Raw genomic sequence first — 24,586 nt, forward strand, 5'->3', positions numbered from 1 at the left:
TCTCGCCGGCGTTGGCCCGGGCGGCGGATGAGCCCGAGCGCCCGCTGCGGCATTCAGTGGGGGCGCATCGGCGCCGGGCGGATCCGGTCCTGGGCGTCGGGCGCCAGGGCTTGCGCGGGTGCCCGGGCGTTCAGGGCGGCGAGTTCGCGCAGCGATTCGGCGACCGGCGTCTTCGCCGCGTCGGCGGCCGATATCTGCGCGCGGATATGGGCCGGGTCGCGCGGATCGCCCTGGACCACGAACAACTGCTCGGGCTGGCCCGGGGCATGGCCGGCGACGATCTGATCGACTCGGCTCAAACCGCAGCGTTTGGCGAGCACCAGCAGGCTCGCGGCGGTGCGTTCGCCGTCTTCGCCGCGCGCCAGGCCCTGACCATGCTGGATCGCGGCGACGCCGGCGCGGACTTGCCCATACAGGCGGTGGTCCGGGTGCCCGGCCAGGCGTGGGTCGGACGGCGCCGCGGCCGGCAACGGCGGCAGGTGTCGTACGGTTTCGTCGAACGGACTCTGCGGCCGATCGGGCAGGTAGCGCAGGAGTTCGCCGGCCACGCCGCGCGCGCCTTGCGCGAGCGCCGCCGCGATCGATGCGCCTTCGCGGGTCAGCAGCATGTCGCTGCGGTACTTGTCGAACATCGGCCGATGCTGCTGCGCCAGTCGTTGCGCCTGCGGGTCGTCGAGCACCGAGCGGTCGCGCCGCCCCTCACCGTCGACGGGGAGGAAGTGGTGCATGCGGTGCGACTCCCAGCCGGCCGCGGCCGCGGGCAGGGCATAGCGGATGTCGAGGCGGTCGCCGTTGTCGGCATAGCGGCCGACCCGGGTCAAGGTATCGACCTCCTGTTCGACCGCGTACATGCGGACCCGGCCGAAATGCCGGCCGGCGGCGCTGACCATGTCGCCGGCCATGACGTGATTGAGCACCTGGATGCCGCCTTCGGGGATGCGATCGCGCAGGCTCGCGGCGCCATAGGGATTGAAGGTCTCGCCGCCCAGGCCGAAACGGTAGGCGCTGATCTGCGCCAGGCAACCGCCGAGCGAATGGCCGGTGACCGTCACCGGCACGTCGCGGCCGAGTTCGTGTTTCAAGCCCTGTGCATACTCCACGGCGCGGCGGGTCAGGCCGATGGCGTCGTCGGCCTGGCGGTTGACCCGTGCGGCGATCATCCCGCCGTCGGCGAGCAGACCGTCCTTGACGAACTCGCGGCCGAATTCGGTGCCGCGGTGCGCGACCACGATGGCGCCGGTGTCGAGGCGCTGGTAGATCGTGCCCTGGTAACCGGACGGGCGGTCGACGTGCTCGATGACTTTGTAGGTCACCTCGTCGATGCGCACTTTTTCTTCCAGGCCCCGGGCGCGGCGGCCGGGCGCGTAGGGGTTGTAGGCGTCGCTGGCGAGGTTGGCGTACTGCTGGCTATGGCGGTTCATGGCGTGCTCGCCCTCGGAATGAAGGTGACGGAGAAGACGTCGGCGCGGATCTCCTCGCGGTATGTGCGCGGACCTTGGTAATCCAGGGCGACCGCGTCCTGCGGATTGACCCGCGGACGCCCGTCGCGCCAGAAATGCAGGGTGCTGCCGCGCCCGGACAGCAGCGCCTCGCCCGGCAGCGTCGGATCGATGGCGATGTCGCGATGCTGGCGGTCGGCGAGGTGCAGGCTGACGTGCAGGGCGGCGAGCTTCCAACGGCAGACGCCGAGGCCGTGGTAGTCCTCGTCGTGCATCGCGTCGGCGTGCACGGCGATGACGTAGCGGTCGGTCGCCGTGCGGATATAGGTCGCCGGCAGGCTGTGTCGCGGCACCGGCCGCACCCCCGTCCCCGCCAACTCGGGCACGCAGGACAGGTCCGCCACCTCGTACTGGGCCGCGCCCTGCAGCGTCAGTACCGGACCGGGCGCGTCGTCGAGACGCAGGGTGACCTCGTAACGCTGCTGCGGATGTGGATTGCGTCGGTAGTGCGGCATGGTCGGCTCGGAGACATTGGAGCAAGCGCAGAGGGCCAGGACGAAGGCGAGGATCAGGCCGGGCGCGGCGGGAAAAAGGCGCATGCAGGCTCGCGGGGGAGGTGGAGGAGCGATGCTGCGGCAGCGACTCGGCAGCGCCGCGGTCGTCGCCGTCGCAGCGGTCGATGGCGCCGCGCGCGGCTTCGCGCGGTCAGGCGAGGCCATGCTCGACCGCGAGATAAACCAGGGACGCATCGCCCCGGACGTCGAGCTTGTCGAAGACGCGCGAGCGGATCGTGCGCACGGTCGACTCGGTGACGCGCAGCGAATCGGCGATGCGGCGGATGCTTTCGCCCTTGACCATCAGCATCGCGACCTCGAGCTCGCGCGGGCTGAGTTGGTCGAACGGCGAAGAGTCGAACAACACCTGGCAGGCCAGGGCGTTGTCGAGGAAGCGCCGGCCGCTGGCCACTTCGCGTACGGCGCGCAAGACCACCAGCGGATCGCTGGTCTTGCTGACGTAGCCCAGCGCGCCCGCGGCGAGCAACCGCCGCGGAATCGGGCTGCGTTCGAGCATCGAGACGATCAGCACCTTGCGTTCCGGATCCTGTCGCAGCAGGCGGCGGGTCAGGTCGAGGCCGTCGGTATCGGGCAGGTCGAAATCGCACACCACCAGGTCGATGGCGAACGTAGGAATCAGGGCCAGCGCATCGCGGCCGTTGGCGGCTTCGCCAACCACTTCGATGTCGCCCGCTTCTTCCAGTACCCAGCGCATTCCGGTGCGCATGAGGGGGTGATCGTCGATCATGAAGACGCGGATCATTACGAACTCTCTTGCCAAGTCAGATCCATCTGGATGACACCTAATCTCAACAAAACCCCAGAGTTGGCAAGCATCGCTTCTTGAATTTGCTTTGTGTCCACAAGAACGTAGACATTTGTCTACAAGGCGTGGCCAAACGCGCACGGCGAATCAGAGTTTTCCTACAACGCCTTGCGGAATTCCGGTGCTAGCCTCACTCACGGATTCGATGTCGCCGCGAGGCATCCGCAGTGAGGACGCAGTTCGCCACCGCATTCGCAAACGAAGGCTTGCGAACGGCAACGGAACACTCGCACCGCGGTCTCGTCGCGACGGATATCCGCTCCGAAGCGCGGGTTTCCCGTCCAGCGATTCGGGCGCTGCGACCCGGGCAACGCGACTTGCATGGCGCGACCCGAGCCGCACGACTCGTAAGGCAGGAGTCAGAAAGCACGACTCGTAAAACGCGAGTCGGAAAGCGCGATTCGTACAGCACGACTCGTACAGCACGACCTGGGAAGCACGATACGTAGAGCACGAGCCGGGAAGCACGACCCGAACCACGCGATCCGAGCCGTCGCTGTAAGCAACAGCCTTCGAGGCGCACGCATCACATTGCGGCACGACGCAACGGCCGCGCCATCGGGCGGCGGACCCATCGCGGGTCCGTGTGCGCGGCTGCGATTCGTAGGGTTTTTCCAGGCCGGAGGCGAGGCTTCCGGATGGTTGCGCAGAGTGCGCACACCCAAGGTGGCGCCGTAATCAGGCGCCGGTCAGCGGGCCGTCTCATCGGCGGGCCCGGCCGCAATGGAGGGGGACGCAATGGCAGGGATGGATCGCGTGTCGAGTGGGCTGCATGAGGCGTATCTCGCCGGCATCCAGTCGGGACTGGGCGACTTCGCCTTCTACAAACTGATCGACGGCTACTTCAGCCACGAGATCGACACCTTCGGTCTGCAGCTGATGGGGCGGATGATGGCCTGGGCCAGCGGCATCGCCCTGACCCTGGTGACCTTGTGGGTGTTGCTGACGGGCTATCGCATCGTCACCGGGCAATCGCGCGAGCCGATGATGGCCTTGGTCGTCAATGCGATGCGGGTTGCCGTCATCGTTTCGGTCGCCACCGGCATGTCGATGTTCGGCGGCAGCCTGCACGGCTTGTTCACCGATAGTCTGGACCGCGAGATCCATCAGGTGTTCACCGGCATCGAGGGTCGCACCGCCGCCGACAGCATCGACCAGAACCTGGCCTATACCCAGGTCGCCCTGGCCGCGATCGATGCGGTGCAGGTCGTCGATGGCGACGATGCGATGCGCGAGGAGAAGGCACGGGCATTGTTGTTCGCCGGCTTCGGTTCGGCCAGTCCGGCGATGACGGCCGGGGCGATGTTGCTGTTGTACAAATTCGGCATCGCCGTGTTCATAGGTCTCGGCCCTTTGTTCATCCTGTGCCTGCTCTTCGAGCAGACCAAGGAACTGTTCCGTCGTTGGTTGCTGTACGGCCTGGGCACCTTGTTCTCGATGGCGACGCTGAGCGTGGTCACGGCGATGGCGATGAAGCTGCTGGCGAAAGTGGCGGTCGCGTTCTGGGTGTCGAAGGCGTTCAACGGTATCGTCGGTCTCGATGCGGAAGGCATGACCAGCCTGGCGATGCAGCAGGGCGGCATCGGCCTGATCCTCACCACCTTCATCGTCGTCGCGCCGCCGGTAGCGGCGGTGTTCTTCAACGGCACCATGGGCAACTTCGTGCATTACTCGGCGTTCGGCGGCGGTGCCGGCGCCGTTCCTGCGACGTCGGGCCAGGCCTCGGCCGGCTCGCATTTGTCGCCGCAGTCGGGCAGCGAGCAGCGCGCCGCCACGCCGGCCTTGACGACGGGGGCGGCGCACGAACTCGGCCGGCCGCCGCCGGGGCGCGAGTCGCGCGGCGAAGATACGGTGCGCAGGGGCTGATGGCGATGCGTGAGCGTTCATCCTAGCACCGCAAACGCGCGATCTGCATCGCCGTGTTGGCGTTGTCCACCGTGTCGGCGGGGGCTGCTTGGGCCGAAGGCGGATGTCCGCCGGGCATGGTTCCCTACACCGCGGCCTCGCCGACCGCCTGCGCGCCGATGCCCAGTAGCCCGGCCCCGCGTGGGACCGCGGGACCGCGTTGGGCCAGCCAATGGGGCGCGCTTGCCTTCGATGCGGCGGCCGGGATCATGGGTGCGGCGAGCGACACGCGCAGCAAGCGCGAGGCCCGACGCGTCGCCCTGGAAGATTGCCGCGCGCGCGGTGGCCAGGCCTGCAAGGTCGAGATGAGCTATCGCGATAGCTGCGTGGTGGTGGTCGCCGGCGATCGCCAATCGGACACGACGACGGCGAGCAGCGCCGAACGCGCCGCGGAAATCGGTTTGGGCGCCTGCGAGGCGCGCAAGGATATGCGTTGTCAGTTGTACTACGCGGAGTGCAGTTTTCCGGTGCGGGAGCGTTAGCGAAGAAGTGCCGGGTTGCTGAGACACGCGGCACGAGCACGCCGTTTCGATGGTTGTCTTTTGCTGGCCGGTGCGGCGCAAGCGGTCCTGGCGTGGTTGCGGCTTGCGCCGCTCCTACCCAAGAGCAGCGTTGCAGCTGTCGTAGCCGTCGCTGTTGGCATTGCCATTGCCATTGCTGTTGTTGTTTCTATTGCTTGGCTGTTGCTGTGCGCCGTGCCGCACTAGCGAAGGCAATCGCAGACCCGGAGGGCGGCCCGCAGGGATGCGGGCCGTTTTTCATCGGGACAGGGATGTCCCGTATGAAAAATCCCTGCGTCGGCACCGCTCGTGCGGGCCTGTGATTCAAAAAGAAGCATTTTTCTTTGGTTACCTTTCTTTTGTTGCTTATGACAAAAGAAAGTAACCCGCCGCTTTAGTGGCGGAAGCTTTTGGCGTTTGATCTTGCTTCTACAAAAAACATCAAGCAAGAGCAGAGCTTCCGTCCGCTGACGCGGCCGGGTTACTTTCTTTTGCTAAGCCCAAAAGAAAGGTAACCAAAGAAAAGGGCTCTCCTTGCAAGGGCACAGGCCACGAGTACGGTGCTGTCGCCGGGATTTTTCGATAGGACATCCTTGTCCTATCGAAAAACGGCGCACGTCCTGTGCGCCGCCCTCCGGGTCTACTGTTGACCGGCACAGCGTCAAAGCCAATCAAAATCTCGGCAACGGCAACGGCAACGGCAACGGCAACGGCAACGGCAACGGCAACGGCAACGGCAACGGCAACGACACACCAGGGCTTCAAGTCGACCGCAGGGTTCTGGTAATCAGCCATCCCGGCGATGGCCCGGAGCCAACGACGCATCCGACTACTTGCGCCGCAGCGCATGACCATCACGCTGCATCTGCCGATGATGCCGCTCCGCACAGGCCGGGCCGCAATAGAGCCGCTGCGGGTCGTCGTCGAACGGTTCCAGGCAAGCGTGGTTCAAGCAATAGCCTGCCGCGATCGGCCGGGTCATGGTTTCTGCGGCCAGTAGATGGGCCTGCAGCGATTGGGCGAGGTTGATCTCCTCGAATTGCTGCGCTTGATCGATGATGTCGCTCATGGGTGGATCGAATCCTTGGGAAAGGCGCCGACGCGATGTCGTCGCGGGAAGGCGGGCGGCCGCGATGCACGCGACCCGACGTGGCGACCGGGGATGGCCGTGTTCGTGTCGGTATCAGCCTTCCATCGCAGCGTCCCACCGGCTGACACGCGGGCGCGGATGGCGGAGGCGGAATCGCATTGCCTGCGCGATTTGCGCCACAGTTCACGCCGCGAGGCGGATGGGCTGAACCGAATCCGTACGGAATGACGTCATGACATGACGTGCGCATGAACGAAGTCCATAAATGCGGCGCGCGTATCTCGAGGTGAGACGTCGGCTCGCTATGGTGTCGTCATCGGCCATCGCGCGGCCGAGTGGAGTGCGCCATGACGTTCGAGACCCGCCCCGATCGCGGCCCGGAGCCCAGCCGCGCCATGCAGGCCCTGTACGACGCGACCTGGTTCGCGTTGTGCGAAGGCGACCGTTATTCGGCGATGGGTCGGCGCGCAGTCGCCAATTCGTTCTACAAGTTGTTGCCGCTCCTGGCCGAAGCGCGCAAGGCCATGGCGCTGGAAACCGCCGCCGTCCAGGCCGCGGGCGATGTCGCGGCGACGGCGGGCGAGCGTGCGCTGTGCATGCTGCCCTTGGCCGGCATCGGGACCATCGATGCGGTCTCGTCGTCGCTGGCGCAGGACGAATGAATCGGCGCAGGCCGGTCTAGCCGGCGGGTCGATGCCGCATCGCTCGTTATTGTCGGCATCGCGCCGGGCGCAGGCCACGGGCGCGATCCGTCCGCGGCACTGCTTGAGCCGGCCGGACCCCATTCGATCCGGGCCGGCCCAAGGCCCTGGTTTTCCTGCGTTTCAGGGCCGCGGCCGCGGGCGTGCGAGGCCGGACAGGCGACGAAGCAGCCGGCTCCGGCTATGATCCCCGGACCGACACAAGGGAAGTGGATCGATGATCAAGTTGGCTTGGGTACTCGGCTTTACCGCAATGCTCGCTCTACCCGCCGGGATCGCTTCCGCCGCCGAACCCAATGCGCCCGCCGCGCCGGCTGCTCCGCCTGCCGCTGCGACCGCCGATACCAGTGCCGCCGACAAGGCCTTGCACGACACCATCGCCGGGCTCGATACGCAGGTGTTCGACGCGTTCAACCGCTGCACCGACCCGAAGCAGCTCAAGCGCTACTCGGATTATTTCTCGTCCGACGTCGAGTTCTATCACGACATCGGCGGCGTCTCCTGGACGCGCGAATCGATGATCGCCCAGACCCGCGCCGGTGCCTGCGGCAAGATCCGCCGCGAGCTGATCCCGGGCACGGTCAAGGTGCGCCCGATCAAGAACTACGGTGCGTTGGAAACCGGGCAGCATCGTTTTTGCCAGGTCAAGACCGGCCAGTGCGACGGCATCAGCGACTTCCTGCTGATCTGGCGCCAGCAGGCCGATCATTGGGAAGTCGGCCGCGTGATCAGCTACGGCCACGTCGACAATAAGCCCTGAGCGGGCCCCGCGGGCCTGAGGCCCGCCGCGTTGCGCCTGCGATCGCGTCGCGCTGAATCTGTCCGCAAGCAAACCGCCTCCCCGTGCCGAGCACGGGGAGGTTTCGGCGTATCTGCTTGATCGGTGGACCAATGAGCGCCGGGGCGCGTCGGCCTTCGCGACCGGGGTTTGCGGTATCCGCCCATGCCGGCCAACGCGACTTCCGAGCTGACGTCTGCCCGGAGAGCGCGGGCCGCGGTCGACTCAGGACTTCTTCGGCGGCGGCAGGGCCTTGGCGTGGACCTTGTTGCCCTCGGCGAGCAGCGCGTTCGGCGCCAGCACGATGGTCTCGCCCGGGCGGATGCCGCTAAGGATCTCGATCTCGTTGCCGAGGTTGCGGCCCAGGGTGACGTCGCGATAGGCGATGGTCGAGTCGCTCTTGAGGGCGACGATCTGGGCGCCGCTGGCGCGTTGGATCACCGTCGACACCGGCAGCACCACCGCCGCGGCCGCGCGCGGCAGGTGCAGGCGCACGGTGCCGACCATGCCGGCCGGAATGCGGCTGTCGGGGTTGGGCAGGCGCAGCTCGGTGCGCATCACCCCGGCTTCGCGCGAGAGGTTGCGCGCGCTGCGTGCGACCTGGGCCTTGAAGACCTGCCCAGGCAATTCCGGGAAGCTGACCTCCGCTTCCAGGCCCGGTTCGATCTGCAGGGCGGCGTTCTGCGGTACGTCGACGACCACGCGCAGCGGGTCGAGCACGTTGACCTCGAACATCGGCGCGCTGGCCGAGGCCGAATCGCCGACCACGCGATCGCCGCGCTCGATGTTGCGCGCCACCACCACCCCGGCGAACGGCGCGCGCACCGCCTGGAACGACTGCCGTTCCAGGGCTGCGGTCAGCCGCGCCTGGGCGGCGTTGCGCGCCGCGACTGCGACATCAAAGCTGCCCTTGCGGTCGCTGAAGTATTCCTTGGAGATCGCACCCGAACCGATCAGCGCCTGGGCGCGGTCGTAGTTGACCTTGGCCAGTTCCTGGTCGGCGGTGGTCTGGGCGAGCACCGCGCGCGCTTCGCGCACCGATTGGTCGATCTCCGGCGCGGAGATCGTCGCCAGCACCTGGCCGGCAGCGACGCGGTCGCCGAGTTCGACCTTGCGTTCGCTGACGAAGCCGGTCGCGCGGGCGTACAACTGCGCCGACTCGCCGGCCTGCGCGCGCGCGGGCAAGGACAGCTCGGTGATCGGGTCGGCGGCCTTGGCCTGCACCGTGAGCACTTCGGGCAGGGCGGCGACCGGCGTGGTCTCGGCGTCGCTGCGGCCGCAGCCCGACAACGCGGCGAGCAGGGCCGCGGTCACGGCGGTGCGCAACAACGGGCCGTTGAGGACGATGTTCATGGAGCGACTCCTGCGGCGATGGCGGCGGCGTCGACCGGGTCGGTCTGCGCCTGCGGTTTCCGACGGCGGCCGATCACGGCCAGGATGGAAGGAACCAGGATCAGGGTGGCCGGCGTGCCGAACAGCAGGCCGCCGATCACCGCGCGGCCGAGCGGCGCGTTCTGTTCGCCGCCGTCGCCCAGGCCGATCGCCATCGGGATGATGCCGAGCACCATCGCGCAGGCGGTCATCAACACCGGGCGCAAACGCACTGCGGCGGATTCGTAGGCGGCCAATTCCGGGTCGTGGCCGTCGGCGATCAGGCCGCGCGCGAAGCTGGTGACCAGCACGCTGTTGGCGGTGGAGACGCCGATCACCATCATCACGCCCATCAGCGCCGGCACGCTCAACGGCGTGCCGGTGACGAACAGGCCGATGGCGGCGCCGGCGATCGCCACCGGCAGGCCCGACATCGCCACCAGCGGCTGGATCCACGACTGGAAGTTCACCACCAGCACCAGGAATACCAGGATCGCCGACATCGCCAAGCCGGCGGCGAGCTCGCCATAGGCGCTCTGCATTTCGCCGGCCTGGCCGACGATCTCGATGCGGTTGCCGGGCTTGAGCTTGCCGCCGAGCTCGCCGGTGATCGCGGTCAGCCGGTCGTAGACCGAACCCAGGTCGGTGCCCTGCACGTTCGCGACCACGCTGATGGTCGGTGCCAGGGTGGTGCGGGCGATGCTGGCGGGGACGTTGCGCGGCGTGACCGTGGCGATGTTGCGCAACAACACCGCCTGGCCGTCGCCGCCGATGCGCAGCGGTGCGTTGAGCAGGGCGTCGATGTCGCGCAGGCGGTCGATCGGCGCCTGCACCTGCACGGTGTAGGCGATGGCGTTGACGGTGTCGGTCCAGTACACCGGCGAGACCGTGCCGGCCGAGCCGAGCACCGCGAGCACGGCGCGGCTGGCCTGCTGCGCGTCGAGGCCGAGTTGGGCGGCGCGGGTGCGGTCGATCTTGACCTGGTACTCGGGCAGGTCGAGCACCTGGCGCAGGGCGATGTCGACCGCGCCCGGCACCTGATGCAGGCGTTGCTCGATCTGGCGCGCGGCGGCGAGGTTGCCGGGCACGTCGCGGCCGATCAGGCGCACCTCGAAGGCGGCCGCGGCGGAGCCGGCGAGGGTGCGGCTGGTCGCGTCGGGCGGACGCTCGAACAGTTTCACGTCGGGGAAGCGCTCGGCGATGCGCTGGCGGATCTTGACCAGGTAATCGTGGCTGTTGGCGTGCGGCGAACGCAGTTGCAGCATGATCTCGGCCTCGAACGAGCCGACCACGGTGCTGTCGACCAGCGACAGGTTGATCGCATCGGGCACGCCGATCTGTTCGTACACCGTCTGCAGTTCGGCCGGCGGGATGATGCTGCGGATCTCGCGCTGGATTTCGCTGACCCGCGCCGCGGTCTCTTCCAGGCGCGTGCCGGTCGGCAGGCGCACCTGCAGGCGCAATTGGCCGGCGTCGACCTGGGGGAAGTACTCGCGGCCCAGCGACATCGCCGCGAGCGCGCCGGCGCCGAACACCAGCACCGCGACCAGGCCCAGCACGGCGCCGTGATGGCCGAGGCGGATCAGCAGCGCATGATGTTTGTCGCGCAGCCGGTCGAGCACGTGTTCGACTTTATGACTGACCTTGAGCAACAACTTTTCCGGCGCCCAGCGCGGGTTGGCGCGGCTTTGGATGTCGGCCGGCAGCAGCAGGTAACACAGCACCGGGATCAGGGTGCGCGAGAGCAGGAACGAGGCCAGCATGGCGAAGATCACCGCCAGCGCGAGCGGGGTGAACACCCACGCCGACAGCCCGGTCATCAGCAGGATCGGCGTGAGCACGATGCAGATCGCGATGGTCGAGACCATCTCCGGGAACACCACTTCCTTGGCGCTGTCGAGGATCGCGGTGCGCACGTCCTTGCCCAGGGCGATGTTGCGGTTGGTGTTTTCGACGTCGACCACCGCGTTGTCGACCAGGATGCCGATCGCCAGCGCCAGGCCGCCCAGGGTCATGACGTTGAAGGTGTAGCCGAGCAGATGCAGCATCGCCACCGAGGCGAGCAGGGCCAGCGGGATCGCCGACAGCACGATCATGCTCGAGCGCCAGGAGCCGATGAACACCAGCACCACCAGGGCCACCAGCAGGCCGACCAGCACCGCTTCGTGTTCGATCGAACCGATCGCGTTATCGACGAACACCGACTGATCGAAGATCGGCTGGATGCGCGTGCCCGGCGGCGCCGAGGCTTCGATCTCGGGCAGACGCTCGCGGATTGCGCGCACGATCTCCACCGCGGACGCGCCGCCGAGCTTGATCAGCGCCACCGACACCGCGCTGGAGCCGTCCATGCGCGCGATGTTGGTCTGCAGCGCGCCGCCGTCGCGCACCGAGGCCACGTCGCGCACGTAGATCACCACGCCGTTGCGCGCGGTCACCGGGATCTCCAGGAACTCGGCCGCGGTGGCCGGGCTGGTGTCGATCGAGATCTGCATCTCGCGCCGGCCTTCGCGGATCGAACCCGAGGGCAGGGTCGGGCTGCCGCGTTCGAGCGCGCCGGTGACGTCGGCCGGGGTCAGGCCGTAGGTCTGCAGCTTGGCCGGATCCAGGTCGACCATGATCTGCCGCGGCGCGCCGCCGTAGGGCAGGGTCATGCGGATGCCGGGAATGGTCTGGATCTGCGAGCGCAACTGCAGGCGGGCGTAATCGTAGAGCTGGGCTTCGGTCAGCGAATCCGAGGACAGCACCAGTTGCAGCACCGGCGTGCTCGACACGTTGTTGCGCACCACCAGCGGCGGCGAGGTGCCCGGCGGCATGCGCCGCAGGATCGTCTGCGAGACCGCGGTGATCTGCACCAGGGCGCGGTCGAGGCTGACGGTGGGCTGGAAATCGATGCGCACGATGCTGGCGCCGTTGAGCGTTTCCGAGCGCACTTCCTTGAGGTCGTCGACGGTGTTGAGAATCGCCGCCTCCGAGAACGAAGTCATCTTCGCGGCGACGTCGGCCGCGGGCAGGCCGCTGTAGGTCCAGACCAGGTTGACCGAGGGGATGCCGACCTCGGGCAGGATATCGGTCGGCATCTTGCGCGCCGACAACACGCCGAACAGCAGGATCAGGATCGCCAGGACGCCGATGGTGTAGCGGCGGCTCAAGGCGTATTGAACTATCCACATCGCGAGAGGTTTCCGACGGCTGGATGAATGGAGCGAGCGTCCGCGCCGCGCGGCCTGATCGTCGGCCGCACGCAGCGGGAATGACTGCGCGTTGGCCGCGACGATCGGGCGGGCGCTCGACGGCGCGTCGACGTGGGCACGGGTGGCGCTGGGGTTCCGGGCTGGGCTCGGCCTCGCTGGGCGAAGAGGGGATGGCGCCTGCCGCGCCTGTCCTTACGGCCCGCTCCGGGGCCGGCGCCGGCGGTCGCCGGGCGTCGCCCCGTTCAGGACGGCGTCGTCGAGCGCAGACTCGTCCCCCGCCGGGCCCTTGCCGTGGCGCTCGACGGGAGATTGGGCATAACTTAGTCCCTGGGCCGCCGGCGCGTTAGTACATTACTGTCGCATCATTGCCTATTCCTGCAATTCGGCCGAAGCGGCACAGTCTGCGGCCAGATTCGTGCCGATAATCGCCGCAACCCGATAGTCGACGGGAAGCCATGAACGCCAATACTTCCGCAGAATCGATCGCCCAACGCGGGAGCTGCGCGGCGCAGGCCGAGCTGGTGGACCGGATTGCCCGATTGACGCACGGCGACGGAGTGCACCCGACCGGGGTCGGCGCTCTGCACCTGATCCGCATGAGCGGGCCGACCGAATGCTCGCCTTCGGTGTACGAGCCGCGCCTGTGCATCGTCGCTCAGGGCCGCAAGGTCGTGACCCTGTCCGACCGCACGTATCACTACGATCCGCTCAATTACCTGGTGGTGTCGGTGACCCTGCCGATGATCGGCCAGGTCGTCGAGGCCACGCCCGACAAGCCCTACCTGTGCCTGCGCATCGACATCGACCCGGCCGATATCGCCCGCTTGCTGGTCGATGCCGGGCAGTCGCTGGCCGAGCGCGGCTACGGCGGCAGCCACCATTCGGCCGATCTCGGCCTGTACGCGGCCCGCGTCAACAAGACCCTGATGGATGCGGTGCTGCGCCTGATGCGCTTGCTGGATACGCCGCAGGACCTGCCGGTGCTGGCGCCGCTGGCGCTGCGCGAAATCTTCTATCGCGTGCTGATGGGCGACCTAGGTCATCGTCTGCGCGCGCTGACCGTCAGCGACAGCCGTTCCAACCGCATCGCCAAGGCGGTGGCGGTGCTGCGCCAGTGCTATCTGCAACCGCTGAGCATCGAGGCCCTGGCCGAGCAAGTGCACATGAGTACTTCGTCGCTGCATCACCAGTTCAAGGCGGTGACCACGATGTCGCCGTTGCAGTTCCAGAAGCAGCTGCGCCTGCACGAGGCGCGCCGGCTGATGATGGTCAACGGCGTCGAGGCGGTGGTCGCCGCGCATCGCGTGGGCTACGAGAGCCCCTCGCAGTTCAGTCGCGAGTACAAGCGTTTGTTCGGCGCGCCGCCGCGCGCGGAAGTGGTGCAGGCGCGCAGCGCGCCGCAGAGCTGACCGGCCGGGTCGAGGCGCCTGCATCGAGGCACCGCAGATTCGCGTGGTTCGGCAGGCCAACGAATTCGCTCTGCCACGTGCGGATCTCGCGCGCACTCACCTTCGCTCACCGCGCTTGCGTTCATTGACGATGCGCAGGCGCAACGCGTGCGCTGTAAGCAGTAACGCAAACGAAGTGCGTTGCAGGACAGCGTCGGCGGCGCGAACGCAAATAAACCCCGGATATTTTTCTTTTGCCGCGCGCGTCGCATTTTTACCCGCGACGCATCGGTAGCTTCTGCGCTCGACGCGAGTGGAGCCAGCGATTGCGATCGCCAGCCAAGCCGGATTCGTCGGCATGGAATCGCAATACACCAGCATAGGGACGCTGCCTGCACCGCGACGGAGCGAAAGCCTTCGCTTCGTTAGACCAAGGAGCAGGGGTCCCGCCATGACACACCGATACCGCCGCAGTCTGATGCTGTCGGCGTCCATAGCACTGATCGCCTTGGGCGGTTGCGCCGACAGCGGCGTGAAGCCCGAGCCGCACGACAAGCTGACGCGCGCGGATATCCGTGCCCAGGCCGCCGACGGCAAGCTCGCCGCCTTGCCGCCGCTGAGCTGGCAGATTCCGCTCGACGTCGACGTGACGCAGGGCAATCCGAACCTGCAGGACCTGCAGGACGATTTCGATCTGCTGTCGTGGCAGACCTTCGTTGCGGTGAACTGGCCTGCCGCCGCCGACGGCAATCCGAACACCGGCACCACCATCGGCGCCGACCTTCCGACGGTGTGGGAGAACTGGAAGGAAAGCCGCGAGGTGTTCCTGCCCGGCGGCGCCGCGCCGCCGGCGTGGGGCACCGACCCGCCGCCGCCCGAAGTGTGCAAGGGCGTGGGCGACGGCACCCTCAACCTAACCCAGGTCGGCAAGACCCCGAACGTGCTCGACGAAAGCGCCGAGCCCTTCGAGACCGGCCCGCTGATCGACCAGAACGGCCAGTACGTGCGTTTCGCGATCATGATGAACCAGGACATGTTCAATCGCATCGTCAGCGATCGGCTGTACAGCAAGGCCGGCCAGGCCGCCTTCAACAAGCCGGCCGACTTCACCCAGAAACAGACGCCGAGCAATGTCGGCGCGATCATGATCAAGTCCTCGTGGAAGGTGATGGGCGCCAACGACGACCGCAGCCGTTTCCACACCATCAAGGCGCTGGTCTATACCAATCCGGGCGAGCACGAAGGTGTGTCGGCTTCGTGCAAGTTGCAGACGATGGGCCTGGTCGGCCTGCATATCGTCCACAAGACCAAATCGGCGCCGCAGTGGGTGTGGTCGACCTTCGAGCACGTCGACAACGCACCGAGCCTGGGCGAACCGCAGTCGAAGACGAGCTACAACTTCTTCAACAAGCGCTGCACCGCCTGCCTGGCCAACGAACCGCCGCCGCGGCCGTGGAACCCGAACGCGAGCTACACCCAGCCGACCCAGGTGGTGCGCGAGATCCCGCTGACCGATCGGACCAAGAACCTCAACACCCAGTACCAGGCCTCGCTGCGCAGCGCCAATGCGAACTCGGTGTGGGCCAACTACGAGCTGATCAGCACGCAGTGGCCGACCCAGGCGCATAACCCGATCGACCCCAGCGGCACGCCGGCGCCGACCTTCCTCGCCAACGCGACCCTGGAAACCTACATCCAGGGCAAGACGCCGCAGGGCTCGTCGAGCTGCATGGGCTGCCACAACAACGCCACCATGACCAACGGCATGACCTCGGACTTCACTTACCTGCTGCAGCGCGCGCAATAAGGAGCCTCGCGATGGACCCCATGGACACTTTCATCAGCCTCAGCATCGGCCTGACCGGATTCAAGCGCGGAGCGCTGGCGCCTGATGACGATACCCACGACATCAAGTCCCTGTATCTGAAGACCTTCGTCGAGCGTGTGACTCAGGCGACGGTCGACGACATCCTGCTCTGGTACAGACTCATCGACAAGCAGTTGTTGGGCAATCCGCCCGATCGCGAGGAGCGCGTGGTAACGCTGCTGTTCGCGGACAAGCCCGAGTACGAACTCCCGTGCCGGAAACTGCTGTTCCTATGGTATGCCGGCGCCTGGCCGACGGTGATCGATACGCCCGCATCCACTCACGGCCAGACCTTCAGCGAAGTGATCTCGGCCGACAGCTACACCCAGGGCCTGGTCTGGCGGGTGATGCAATCGCATCCGATGGGCAGCACCACCTACAACTACGGTTACTGGGCCAATCCGCCGCCGCCGCTGAGCGCCTACCTGGAGAACCCGGTATGAGCATCGTCACGCCTTCCGGCGGCTTCGACGTGGTGATCGTCGGCTCCGGCATCGCCGGTTCGATCGTCGCCTACCAACTCGGCAAGGCTGGCAAGCAGGTGCTGATCGTGGAAGGCGGGCCGCCGGTGCCCAAGAGCCGCGAGGAATACCTGCAGACCTTCTTCACGTCCAACGCGAAGACCCCCGAATCGCCGTACCCGCCGACCATTCAGGGCGCCGTCCCGGCCACCGACGACAATCCGCTCGGTCAACCCAATCCGTCCAGCCTCAACACGCCGCGCTACACGGTGTTGCAGATCAATGCCTGGCAAAACCGGAACATCAGTTATTTCGTTTACGACGCCCCACAGGCGGGTATAGCGCCCGACAGCCCGGAGCTGACCTTCGCTTTCGGCAGTTCCTATGAACGCGTCGCCGGCGGCACCACCTGGCATTGGCTGGGTACCTCGCTCAACAACCTGCCCAACGATTTCCAGCTCAAGAGCCGTTACGGCCAGGGCGTGGACTGGCCCGGCGGATCGCAGTTCTTCTACCGACTGCTGCCGTATTACCGCAAGGCCACCGAGGTGATCGGCGTGTCGGCCGACAAGCAGGCGATGGTCGAGTTGTACAAGACCTTCAACGTCGAATTCAGCGGCGAGTACGGCGACAACTACGGCTTTCCGATGCCGGGCATCGTGGAGTCGATGAACGACGTGTTGTATGCGCAGAAAGTCACCACGCTCAAGGTCGACGACATCCCGCTGTTCGTCACGCCGACCCCGCAGGGGCGCAATTCGCGGCCCGGCAATCGCCGCCAGTGCGCCGGCAACACCAACTGCATTCCGATCTGCCCGATCCAGGCCAAGTACGACGGCAGCGTGACCCTGGCCCAGGCCTTGCAGACCGGCAACGTGCAGATCTTGTACAAGGCGGTCGCCAGCAACATCCGTCTCAACGGCAACCAGGTCAGCGGCATCGACTACATCACCTACGACAGCCAGACCGGGCCGTCGACCGGCACCGGCACGGTGACGGCGAAGCGCTACGTGCTGGCCGCGCACGCGATCGAGACGCCGAAACTGTTGCTGATGTCGAAAAACAATCCGGGCTGGCCCAATGGCGTCGCCAATAGCTCCGGCCAGGTCGGCCGCAACCTCATGGACCATGTCATGTACCTGGCCTGGGGCCTGGCCAAGGACCCGATTTATGCCTTTCGCGGGCCGCTGTCGACGGCGGGCATCGAGGCGGCGCGCGACGGTGCCTTCCGCAGCCAGCGTGCGGCCTATCGCATCGAGATCGGCAACGAGGGTTGGAACTGGGCCACCAACGATCCCAATACCACCCTGTCCGATTTCATCTTCGGCCAGAACAACACGCAATTGAACGGCGACTCGCTCAACCAGCAGAGCCAGCCGCTGCGCTTCGATCCGACCCTGCCGGCCTTCAGCAAGTTGTTCGGCACTCGCCTGGTGAATGCGCTCAACGCGATCTACGTGCGCCAGTTACGCCTGGGTTATCTGATCGAGCAACTGCCCGATCCCGACAACCGGGTGCAGCTGTCGTCGCTGACGGATAACCTCGGCCTGCCGAGACCGGCGGTGACGTATCGCATCCGCGACGACTACGTGCGCAACGCCTTCGTCTCGGCCAAGCAAGTGTCGACCCAGATCTTCAACGCGCTCGGCGCCAAGGAATACACGCAGCTGCCGGCGGCGGTGCAATCCAGCGGCGACACGGTGACGCCGACCACGTTCGAATACAAGGGAGACCGTTTCACCTTCTACGGCGCCGGCCACATCATCGGCACTTACCGCATGGGCACCGCTCCCCGCGATTCGGTGCTCAACCGACGGCAACAGTCCTGGGACCATTCCAATCTGTACATGGTCGGCAGCGGCGTATTCCCGAGCACCGCCACCGCCAATCCGACCCTGACCATCGCCGCCCTGGCGCTGCAGGCGGCGGACAATATCCTGCACGATCTCGGTTAACCCCTCGGGCTCGAGCGGATACTGCAGGGAGGGTAGAGGAGGCCGCGTCCGGGAGGGGCGCGGCCTCATTGCATTGTGCGCCGCCATCGTCGTTGCGATGGCGGAGGCGTTGAATTAGCCACTCGGCCGCGCGCGAATTGGGATAAGCGTCGCGGGTCGTCGCGGGTTTCGGTTTCAACGGAAACGGAATGCTCGGCAACGCTGTCGCAGATGTCCGATCGAATCCGATCTTCTGTTCGAACCGACTGTTCGAACCTAACGCAAGTTCGCTGGATCACCCCACGCGCGACGTTATTGCGATTCGTTCTATGAAAAATTCGACGCCGCGGTAGGGGAATGAAACGCGCGTCACGTTTGATCTAGTGAGCCGGTTCGAAGCCCCTTGCGCACGAACGGTTCTTATCGAGGTTTCCATTCGCCGGAACAAGGTCTTCACCTTGGCCTGCCGTGGGCGTGCGCCCATCGGCGACGGTGTTCCGTGCTTGCAATCACACGAATAGGAAAGGCAAAGAATGAAGAAGATCCCTTCGAACAAGACATTCGCCGTGCTCGGCCTGGTCGCGGCTTGCGCGACCGTGTTGATGTGGTCGCGCCAGGATGCCCAGCAACAGTCGCTCGGTGCGCCCGGCGATGCGTTCGCCGCATCGTCGCGGGCTTCGGGCTCCTTCGGGGGCGCGAGCCTGCGCAGCGTCGCCCACGCCGCACCCACGCCGCGCAACGATGCGCAGGCCAAGCTCGGCGGCGGTCAATTGCTGGAAGCGGTGCAATGGCTCGCGCAGACTCAGGCCGCCAACGCGTCGTCGTCGACCGCGGCAACGACGGGCGCCGCGGCCTCCGGCAGCTCGGGCAGCGCTCAGGGCGCTGCGAAGCAGGCCATCAGTGCCGCGGCGCAGATCGCCGCGCTCGATCGCGCCGGCATCCCGCGGCGCTTCCGCGAAGGCGAGAAGGTCAAGGTCAATCTCGATCTGGCCCTGAGCTTCGAAGACGTGCAGAACCCGAGCCTGCTCGACCGTGCCACCTCGACGCTGCGCGAGACCTTGCTCGCCGCCGGCATGCAGGCGACCCAGGTCAACGGTTCGCCGGTGCTGGAAGCCCTGGTGCCGTTGGCGAAGCTGGAATGGGTCGCCGGTCTGCAATCGGTGGCCCAGGTGTCGCTGATGAAGATGTCGCAGACGGCCGTGTTCAGCGATGGCGCCACCGCCAGCAACATCGACCATCTGCGCACGCTGGGCAACTACGATCAACTTGCCGAGAATCTGCGCAGGGATCTGCGCGGCGAAAGCTTGAACATCGCCATCATCGATCATTTCGGCAATCTCAACGGCGAAGTCGCGGCGCTGCAGGCCGCCGGCGAATGGCCGAGGAACACCGCCGCGGAGCCCAACAAGATCACCATGCGCGCATTGCAGGGGCAGGCGTTCGGCCACCGCGGCGCGGCGCACGGCAACGCGGTGACCGAGATCGTCTACGACATCGCGCCGGCGGCCTCGTTCCGCGTCTACGACAGCTCCGGCGCAGCCGACTGGGTCAGTGCGGTCCAGGACGCGGCCAACCTCGATGCCCAGAACGTCAGCCAGGGCGAACCGCGATCGCAGGTCATCACCGCGTCGCTGGGCTTCGATCTGTACGGGCCGGGCGACGGCACCGGCACCGGCAGCGGCCTCAAGGGGCTGTACGACGCCATCGAGGCGGCCACGCGCAACGGCGTGCTGGTCCTCAACGCCGCCGGCAACGAAGCGCAGAAGCATTGGGACGGCAACAGCACCGCCGGCGCGGTCGCCAACGTGCGGCAGGATTTCGACCTCAGTGCGGCGGGCGTCGACACCGTCAATCGCTTGAACCTCGGCGCCGACTTCGGCGGCTGCATCCCGGTCGGTGCCTTCAGCGCGGAGGACCAGGACGATTTCGAGGTCAGCGCGACCCTGGGTTGGAACGATTGGACCAACGCCAACAACTTGACCGATGCCGATTACCGGCTGGAGCTGGTGCGCTGGGCCGACGCGGTCCGCCGCAACGGACGCGTGATCACCCCGGCCGGCTGGGTCGTGGCGACGCAATCGGACGAACTCCAGAACGGCGGCGCCGGCCAGACCCCGTTGGAAGGCGTCTCCTTCATTCCGTCGGCCGCCACCCGGACCGCCGAATGCAACGGCGTATTCAACGCCAACCGCTTCGCCGGCGGCGGCAAGTTCGGTCTGCGCGTCGTCCGCAAGACCGCTGGCGCGAACAATTTCCTGCGCCTGATGATCGGCGGCTATTACACCCCGCAGTACGCCCAGGCCGAACGTTCGCTGGTCCACCCGGCCGACTCGGCCAGCGCGATCACGGTGGCGGCGCTGGATGCGGCGACCTCGAACCTGGAGGCCTACAGTTCGCGCGGTCCGGTGCTCGCCGCCGGCGGCGCGCGCCCGAACGGGCAGGCGGTAGGCAACGCCAAGCCCGACATGGCGAACTTCGCCAATGTCGATACCGTGTCCTATGGCGATAACGAGTTCAACGGCACTTCCTCGGCGACGCCGCACGTGGCCGCGCTCGCGCTGCTCGGCCTGCAGCATCAACGCCAGCTGACCAACGCGACCGTCCCGGTGTTGCCGGCCAATCCGACCGAGCAGCAGCGCGCTGCCCACGCCCTGGCGCTGCGCCAGCGCAACGTGTCGCTGGCCGGATCGGTCCAGGACTCGCTGACTTATGTGGCCGGTACCGGCGGCAACGACCTGGGCGTCGCCGGCTTCGACAGCAGCTACGGCACCGGCCGGCTGAAGTTCCACGCGCAGTCGCAGGCCTGCTTCCTGTCGGCGCTGTACGACCCGGCCTACCGCGGTCTGCTGCCGGCGCAGGCCAACCCGTTGCCGGCAGGCCAGAAGAGCTACGACGTGTTGCACGGCGAGAACGACACCGCCTGCTCCGACGCCGTCGCGCAGTAAGGCGGCAACGCGGCGCGGTAAACAGGTCATGGACCCGCGTCGTGTCCGCGCGGCGCGGGTCCGTCACCGAGCCGGCCTTGGCGTCGGCTTCGCAGGGGCCCATGGCCACGATGCCCGCCGACACGGCGGGCATCGCCTTGCGTGGCGGCCGGTGTTCGATCCGCCACTGCTTAAGCTTGGATGCCGGGCGCGCTCAGCCTCGGCGGCGCGGCTTCATTGCATCGCCCGCTGCAGGCGGGCGACGACTTCGCGCAACTGCGGCAGCAGTTCCGGCGCATCGAGAATCTCGAATTCCACGCCGGTCATGGCCAGCAGCGCGACCGCCTGGTCGACCGAGTCGGCGCCGACGTGCAGCAGGCAGTAATGATCGTCGACGGCCTCGAGCACGCCGCACCAGCTGGGGATGCGGGTCGCGAGCGCTTCGGCCGAGCCTTGCAGGCGCGCGCGCAGGCGATGCAACTGCGAGGGTTGCCGGATCGAGCGCTCGACATAGGTGGCGACGTCCTCGGGCAGGGTGCGCGGCACGAAACTCGGCCCCGGCGTCTGCACCTGGGCGATGCGGTCGATGCGGAAGGTGCGCCAGTCTTCGCGCTGGCGATCCCAGGCGACCAGGTACCAGCGCTGCCCGGTATGCGCCATGCGCAGCGGCTCGACGTTGCGAGTGCTCGGCTTGCCGGTGCGGTCGCGATAGCCGAGCTTGAGCAGCAGATGATCGCGGCAGGCGGTGGCCAGGTGAGTCAGGGTGTCGACGTCGGGCGTGGCGTTGTTGTGGCTGAGCGACACGGTCACCGAGTACAGCGCGCTGACCCGGCGGCGCAGGCGCGCCGGCATCAGTTGGTCGAGCTTGCTGAGCAGGCCGAGCGCGGTGTCCTCCATGCGCGACACGCTGCCGGTGGCGCTGCGCAGGGCCACGGCGACCGCGACCGCCTCGTCGTCGTCGAGCAACAGCGGCGGCAGCGAGGTGCCGGCGGACAATTGGTAGCCGCCGCCGACGCCGACCGAGGCCTGGATCGGGTAGCCCAATTCGCGCAGGCGTTCGACGTCGCGGCGGACCGTGCGCGCCTCCACTTCGAGGCGTTCGCACAGTTCCGCGCCGGTCCAGTGGCGCCGCTGCTGCAACAACGACAGCAGGCGCAGCAATCGGGTCGAGGTCTTGAGCATGGGCCCAGTCTAGCGACTATTTAGGACATATCCTGTCCGCTATTAGTCGTATCCTGAGCCTGTCCCGCGGTACGCCCGCCCTTCGACCAGGAATGCCCCTCATGACCGTCCAGACCTACCAGTTGAGCTGCCACTGCGGCGCCGTGCGCTGCGAAGCCGACGTCGACCTGGCCGAAGGCAGCGGACGCTGCAATTGTTCGATCTGCGCCAAGTTGCGCAAGTGGGGCGCGGTGATCCGGCCGAGCGCGTTCCGCCTGCTGTCGGGCGAGGACGCCCTCAATAATTATCAGTTCGGCGGTTTGGTCGCCCATCATCAATTCTGCAAGCACTGCGGCGTGCACGTGTTCGGCAAGGGCTATGTCGAGGAGATCGGCGGCGACTATTACTCGGTCAACGTGGCCTGCATCGACAACATCGAACACGCCGAGCTCGCCGAGGTGCCGGTGACCTATTTCGACGGCCGCCACAACAACTGGTTCGAAGTGCCGGCGGTAACGCGCCACCTTTGAGCCGATGGCTGCGACCGCTGCGGCGCGGCTGTGCGAGGATGCACGGCCCGACCGCAACGAAGCCGACGCGATGGATACCGAGCGACTCAAGCAATGGTGCCGTGCCTACCCGGGCGCGGACGAGGTCTTGCATGCGGCGCCGTCGAACATCCTGGTCTACAGCGTCGGCAAGAAGTTCTTCGCCTACTTCAAGACCAGCGAGCCCGAGCGCTGGCGTTTCAGCCTCAAGGTCACGCCGGACCGCTTCGTCGAACTGACCGACATGCCCGGCGCCAAGCCGGCGCGTTTCATGGGCCGCTACCACTGGGTCACCCTCGTCGACGTGCGGCGCCTGCCCGACGACTATCTATGCGAGCTGGTCGACTGGTCGTACCGCAAGGCGCTCGGCGGGCTCAGCCGCAAGCGCCAGGCCGAGATGCTGGCCGAGGCCGATGAGGCGCAGCGGCTCAGGCTGGCGCCGATCGCGCCGACGAAAGCTCGCCCAAGGCTCGTAACGCTGCCGCGACGCGGGCATCGAGCGGATGGCCGTAGTTGAGCCGCAGGCAGTGGCCGTGACCGCGATGCGCGGAGAAGATCGGCCCAGGCGCGATGCTGATGCCGCGGCGCGCCGCCTCGCGATGCACGCGTAAGGCATCGCGGTCTTCCGGCAGTTCGATCCAGAGGAAATAGCCGCCATCGGGACGGGTCACGCGCGTGCCCTGCGGGAAATGCTCGGCGACCGCGGTCAGGTAGGCGCTCTGCTGCGCGGCGAGGGTGGTGCGTAGCCGCCGCAGGTGGCGCTCGTAACTGCCGCGCTGCAGGTAGCGCGCGATCGCCAACTGCGCCGGTACGCAGGTCGCCAGGGTGTTGGTGAGCTTGAGCCGCGCCACCTGCTGCGTATAACGCCCGGCTGCGGCCCAACCGATGCGGTAGCCCGGCGCCAGCGTCTTGGAGAACGACGAGCAATGCAGCACCAGCCCGTGCCGGTCGTAGGCCTTGGCCGGCGCCGGCCGGTGCGTGCCGAAGTGCAGCTCGCCGTAGACGTCGTCCTCGATCAAAGGCAGCTCGTGGCGCGCCAGCAATTCGACCAGTTCGCGCTTCTTCGCGTCCGGCATCGTGCTGCCGAGCGGGTTCTGGAAGTTCGTCATGAGCCAGCAGGCCTTCGGCCGATGGCGCGCGATCGCGGTGGCCAACGCGCCGAGCTCGATGCCGTCGCGCGGATGGGTCGGCACCTCGATCGCATGCAGGCCGTGGCGTTCGAGCACCTGTAGGGCGGCATAGAAGCATGGCGATTCCACCAGTACCGCATCGCCGGGCCGGGTCACGGCGGCGATGCACAGGTTCAAGGCCTCGATCGCGCCGTTGCACACGACCAGATCGTTGGCGCCGAGCTCGACTCCGCCGATGCGATAGCGCAGAGCGATATGGCGGCGCAGTTCGGCATTGCCCGGGGTCAGATCGTCGACCGTGCTGCGCGGGTCCAGGTGCACGGCCTCGTGCGCCATCGCCCGCCCGAGCTTGGCGAGCGGGAACAGCGCCGGGCTCATGAAGGCCGAGCCCAGCGGCACGATGTCGTGCGCCATCGCCGACTCCAGCACCTCGAACACCAGCTCGCTGACGTCGACCGGGCGCGACTCGCCGTCCGGCTGCGAGGCCGCGTCGGGTTCCGGCGGCAGCGTTCGGGCCTGCTCGCTGACGTAATAGCCCGAGCGCGCTCGCGACTGCACCAGCCCCTGCGCCTCCAGCAGGTAATAGGCCTGGAACACGGTGGACGGACTGAGCTGCCGTGCCGCACTGGCCTGGCGCACCGACGGCAAGCGCTGCCCGGGCGATAGCAGCCCCTGGCGGATCGAGCGGGCGATGTCGTCGGCGAGGGCCTGGTAGCGCTTCATGTCGGTTCGGGGCGGCCTGGATTCGGTACGCGGCTGACTGATGAGCGGGAGGGCGTGTCGTTCCCACGCCCGCCGAGAGGCAGGCGACGGCT

At 67.1% G+C, this 24,586-nt stretch carries 21 protein-coding genes; 11 read left to right on the forward strand and 10 right to left on the reverse strand.

Annotated elements, in window-relative coordinates; all coding sequences use genetic code 11:
• Positions 1-53 precede the first annotated feature (53 nt).
• The 3 genes from GLA29479_RS12765 to GLA29479_RS12775 all read right to left on the reverse strand — a co-directional run bounded on the left by GLA29479_RS12765 (position 54) and on the right by GLA29479_RS12775 (position 2,756).
• On the reverse strand, positions 54-1,421 hold the full coding sequence (locus GLA29479_RS12765) for an XVIPCD domain-containing protein (RefSeq protein ID WP_057971806.1): 1,368 nt from the start codon (positions 1,419-1,421) through the stop codon (positions 54-56).
• The gene (locus tag GLA29479_RS12770; RefSeq protein ID WP_057916599.1) at positions 1,418-2,038 is read right to left on the reverse strand and encodes a hypothetical protein; all 621 of its coding nucleotides are present in this window, start codon (positions 2,036-2,038) and stop codon (positions 1,418-1,420) included. The genes GLA29479_RS12765 and GLA29479_RS12770 overlap by 4 nt, the downstream gene beginning before the upstream one ends.
• A gap of 106 nt (positions 2,039-2,144) precedes the next feature.
• Positions 2,145-2,756, reverse strand: coding sequence for a response regulator (locus tag GLA29479_RS12775; RefSeq protein ID WP_031370056.1), 612 nt, complete (start codon positions 2,754-2,756; stop codon positions 2,145-2,147).
• Positions 2,757-3,557: 801 nt separating this feature from the next.
• Between GLA29479_RS12775 and GLA29479_RS12780 the strand changes: the two genes are divergently transcribed.
• Both GLA29479_RS12780 and GLA29479_RS12785 read left to right on the forward strand, forming a co-directional pair.
• The gene (locus tag GLA29479_RS12780; protein WP_169795657.1) at positions 3,558-4,685 is read left to right on the forward strand and encodes a TrbL/VirB6 family protein; all 1,128 of its coding nucleotides are present in this window, start codon (positions 3,558-3,560) and stop codon (positions 4,683-4,685) included.
• Positions 4,686-4,801: 116 nt separating this feature from the next.
• Positions 4,802-5,206 carry a DUF4189 domain-containing protein gene (locus tag GLA29479_RS12785; RefSeq protein WP_082638625.1) on the forward strand — a complete coding sequence of 135 codons (405 nt, stop codon included), beginning with the start codon at positions 4,802-4,804 and terminating at the stop codon, positions 5,204-5,206.
• Positions 5,207-5,665: 459 nt separating this feature from the next.
• Here the strand turns inward: GLA29479_RS12785 and GLA29479_RS25290 are convergent, their stop codons facing one another.
• Positions 5,666-6,049, reverse strand: a complete 384-nt coding sequence (locus tag GLA29479_RS25290; protein WP_169795658.1) for a hypothetical protein — start codon at positions 6,047-6,049, stop codon at positions 5,666-5,668.
• Between the two features lie 4 nt (positions 6,050-6,053).
• Positions 6,054-6,293, reverse strand: coding sequence for a hypothetical protein (locus GLA29479_RS25295; protein ID WP_057916602.1), 240 nt, complete (start codon positions 6,291-6,293; stop codon positions 6,054-6,056).
• A 368-nt stretch (positions 6,294-6,661) separates the two neighbouring features.
• On the opposite strand from GLA29479_RS25295, the gene GLA29479_RS12795 reads away from it, so the two are divergent.
• Both GLA29479_RS12795 and GLA29479_RS12800 read left to right on the forward strand, forming a co-directional pair.
• On the forward strand, positions 6,662-6,976 hold the full coding sequence (locus tag GLA29479_RS12795; protein WP_057971809.1) for a hypothetical protein: 315 nt from the start codon (positions 6,662-6,664) through the stop codon (positions 6,974-6,976).
• A gap of 256 nt (positions 6,977-7,232) precedes the next feature.
• Complete coding sequence (locus GLA29479_RS12800; RefSeq protein ID WP_248842730.1) at positions 7,233-7,775, forward strand: nuclear transport factor 2 family protein; 543 nt, start codon at positions 7,233-7,235, stop codon at positions 7,773-7,775.
• A gap of 243 nt (positions 7,776-8,018) precedes the next feature.
• Here GLA29479_RS12800 and GLA29479_RS12805 read toward each other — a convergent pair whose 3' ends face one another.
• Together GLA29479_RS12805 and GLA29479_RS12810 are read right to left on the reverse strand one after the other, a co-directional pair.
• Complete coding sequence (locus tag GLA29479_RS12805; protein ID WP_057971810.1) at positions 8,019-9,146, reverse strand: efflux RND transporter periplasmic adaptor subunit; 1,128 nt, start codon at positions 9,144-9,146, stop codon at positions 8,019-8,021.
• Entirely contained in the window at positions 9,143-12,337 is a 3,195-nt protein-coding gene (locus GLA29479_RS12810; protein WP_057971811.1) for an efflux RND transporter permease subunit, read from the reverse strand. Before GLA29479_RS12810 ends, GLA29479_RS12805 begins: the two co-directional genes overlap by 4 nt.
• 476 nt (positions 12,338-12,813) lie before the next feature.
• Here GLA29479_RS12810 and GLA29479_RS12815 point away from each other — a divergent pair, with 476 nt between their 5' ends.
• On the forward strand, positions 12,814-13,767 hold the full coding sequence (locus GLA29479_RS12815) for an AraC family transcriptional regulator (protein ID WP_057971812.1): 954 nt from the start codon (positions 12,814-12,816) through the stop codon (positions 13,765-13,767).
• Positions 13,768-13,863: 96 nt separating this feature from the next.
• Here the strand turns inward: GLA29479_RS12815 and GLA29479_RS24570 are convergent, their stop codons facing one another.
• The gene (locus GLA29479_RS24570; protein ID WP_144436507.1) at positions 13,864-14,127 is read right to left on the reverse strand and encodes a hypothetical protein; all 264 of its coding nucleotides are present in this window, start codon (positions 14,125-14,127) and stop codon (positions 13,864-13,866) included.
• Positions 14,128-14,197: 70 nt separating this feature from the next.
• Between GLA29479_RS24570 and GLA29479_RS12820 the strand changes: the two genes are divergently transcribed.
• The 4 genes from GLA29479_RS12820 (at position 14,198) to GLA29479_RS12835 (ending at position 20,953) form a co-directional block, all read left to right on the forward strand.
• Positions 14,198-15,553 carry a hypothetical protein gene (locus tag GLA29479_RS12820; RefSeq protein ID WP_248842731.1) on the forward strand — a complete coding sequence of 452 codons (1,356 nt, stop codon included), beginning with the start codon at positions 14,198-14,200 and terminating at the stop codon, positions 15,551-15,553.
• A gap of 11 nt (positions 15,554-15,564) precedes the next feature.
• The gene (locus tag GLA29479_RS12825) at positions 15,565-16,056 is read left to right on the forward strand and encodes a hypothetical protein (protein WP_144436508.1); all 492 of its coding nucleotides are present in this window, start codon (positions 15,565-15,567) and stop codon (positions 16,054-16,056) included.
• Positions 16,053-18,029, forward strand: coding sequence for a GMC family oxidoreductase (locus GLA29479_RS12830; RefSeq protein WP_057971814.1), 1,977 nt, complete (start codon positions 16,053-16,055; stop codon positions 18,027-18,029). Before GLA29479_RS12825 ends, GLA29479_RS12830 begins: the two co-directional genes overlap by 4 nt.
• Before the next feature lie 512 nt (positions 18,030-18,541).
• Positions 18,542-20,953, forward strand: coding sequence for a S8 family serine peptidase (locus tag GLA29479_RS12835; RefSeq protein ID WP_057971815.1), 2,412 nt, complete (start codon positions 18,542-18,544; stop codon positions 20,951-20,953).
• A gap of 213 nt (positions 20,954-21,166) precedes the next feature.
• Here the strand turns inward: GLA29479_RS12835 and GLA29479_RS12840 are convergent, their stop codons facing one another.
• Positions 21,167-22,114 carry a helix-turn-helix transcriptional regulator gene (locus GLA29479_RS12840; RefSeq protein WP_057971816.1) on the reverse strand — a complete coding sequence of 316 codons (948 nt, stop codon included), beginning with the start codon at positions 22,112-22,114 and terminating at the stop codon, positions 21,167-21,169.
• A 101-nt stretch (positions 22,115-22,215) separates the two neighbouring features.
• On the opposite strand from GLA29479_RS12840, the gene GLA29479_RS12845 reads away from it, so the two are divergent.
• On the forward strand, positions 22,216-22,623 hold the full coding sequence (locus tag GLA29479_RS12845; RefSeq protein ID WP_057971817.1) for a GFA family protein: 408 nt from the start codon (positions 22,216-22,218) through the stop codon (positions 22,621-22,623).
• A gap of 4 nt (positions 22,624-22,627) precedes the next feature.
• Positions 22,628-23,158, forward strand: a complete 531-nt coding sequence (locus tag GLA29479_RS12850; RefSeq protein ID WP_211264980.1) for an MmcQ/YjbR family DNA-binding protein — start codon at positions 22,628-22,630, stop codon at positions 23,156-23,158.
• On the opposite strand, the gene GLA29479_RS12855 is transcribed toward GLA29479_RS12850, so the two are convergent.
• Entirely contained in the window at positions 23,070-24,494 is a 1,425-nt protein-coding gene (locus tag GLA29479_RS12855) for an aminotransferase-like domain-containing protein (protein WP_057971818.1), read from the reverse strand. The two genes, GLA29479_RS12850 and GLA29479_RS12855, sit on opposite strands and share 89 nt — an antisense overlap.
• Between the last annotated feature and the right edge of the window lie 92 nt (positions 24,495-24,586).

This window comes from Lysobacter antibioticus (genome assembly GCF_001442535.1).
GTDB classification, from domain to species: Bacteria; Pseudomonadota; Gammaproteobacteria; order Xanthomonadales; family Xanthomonadaceae; genus Lysobacter; species Lysobacter antibioticus.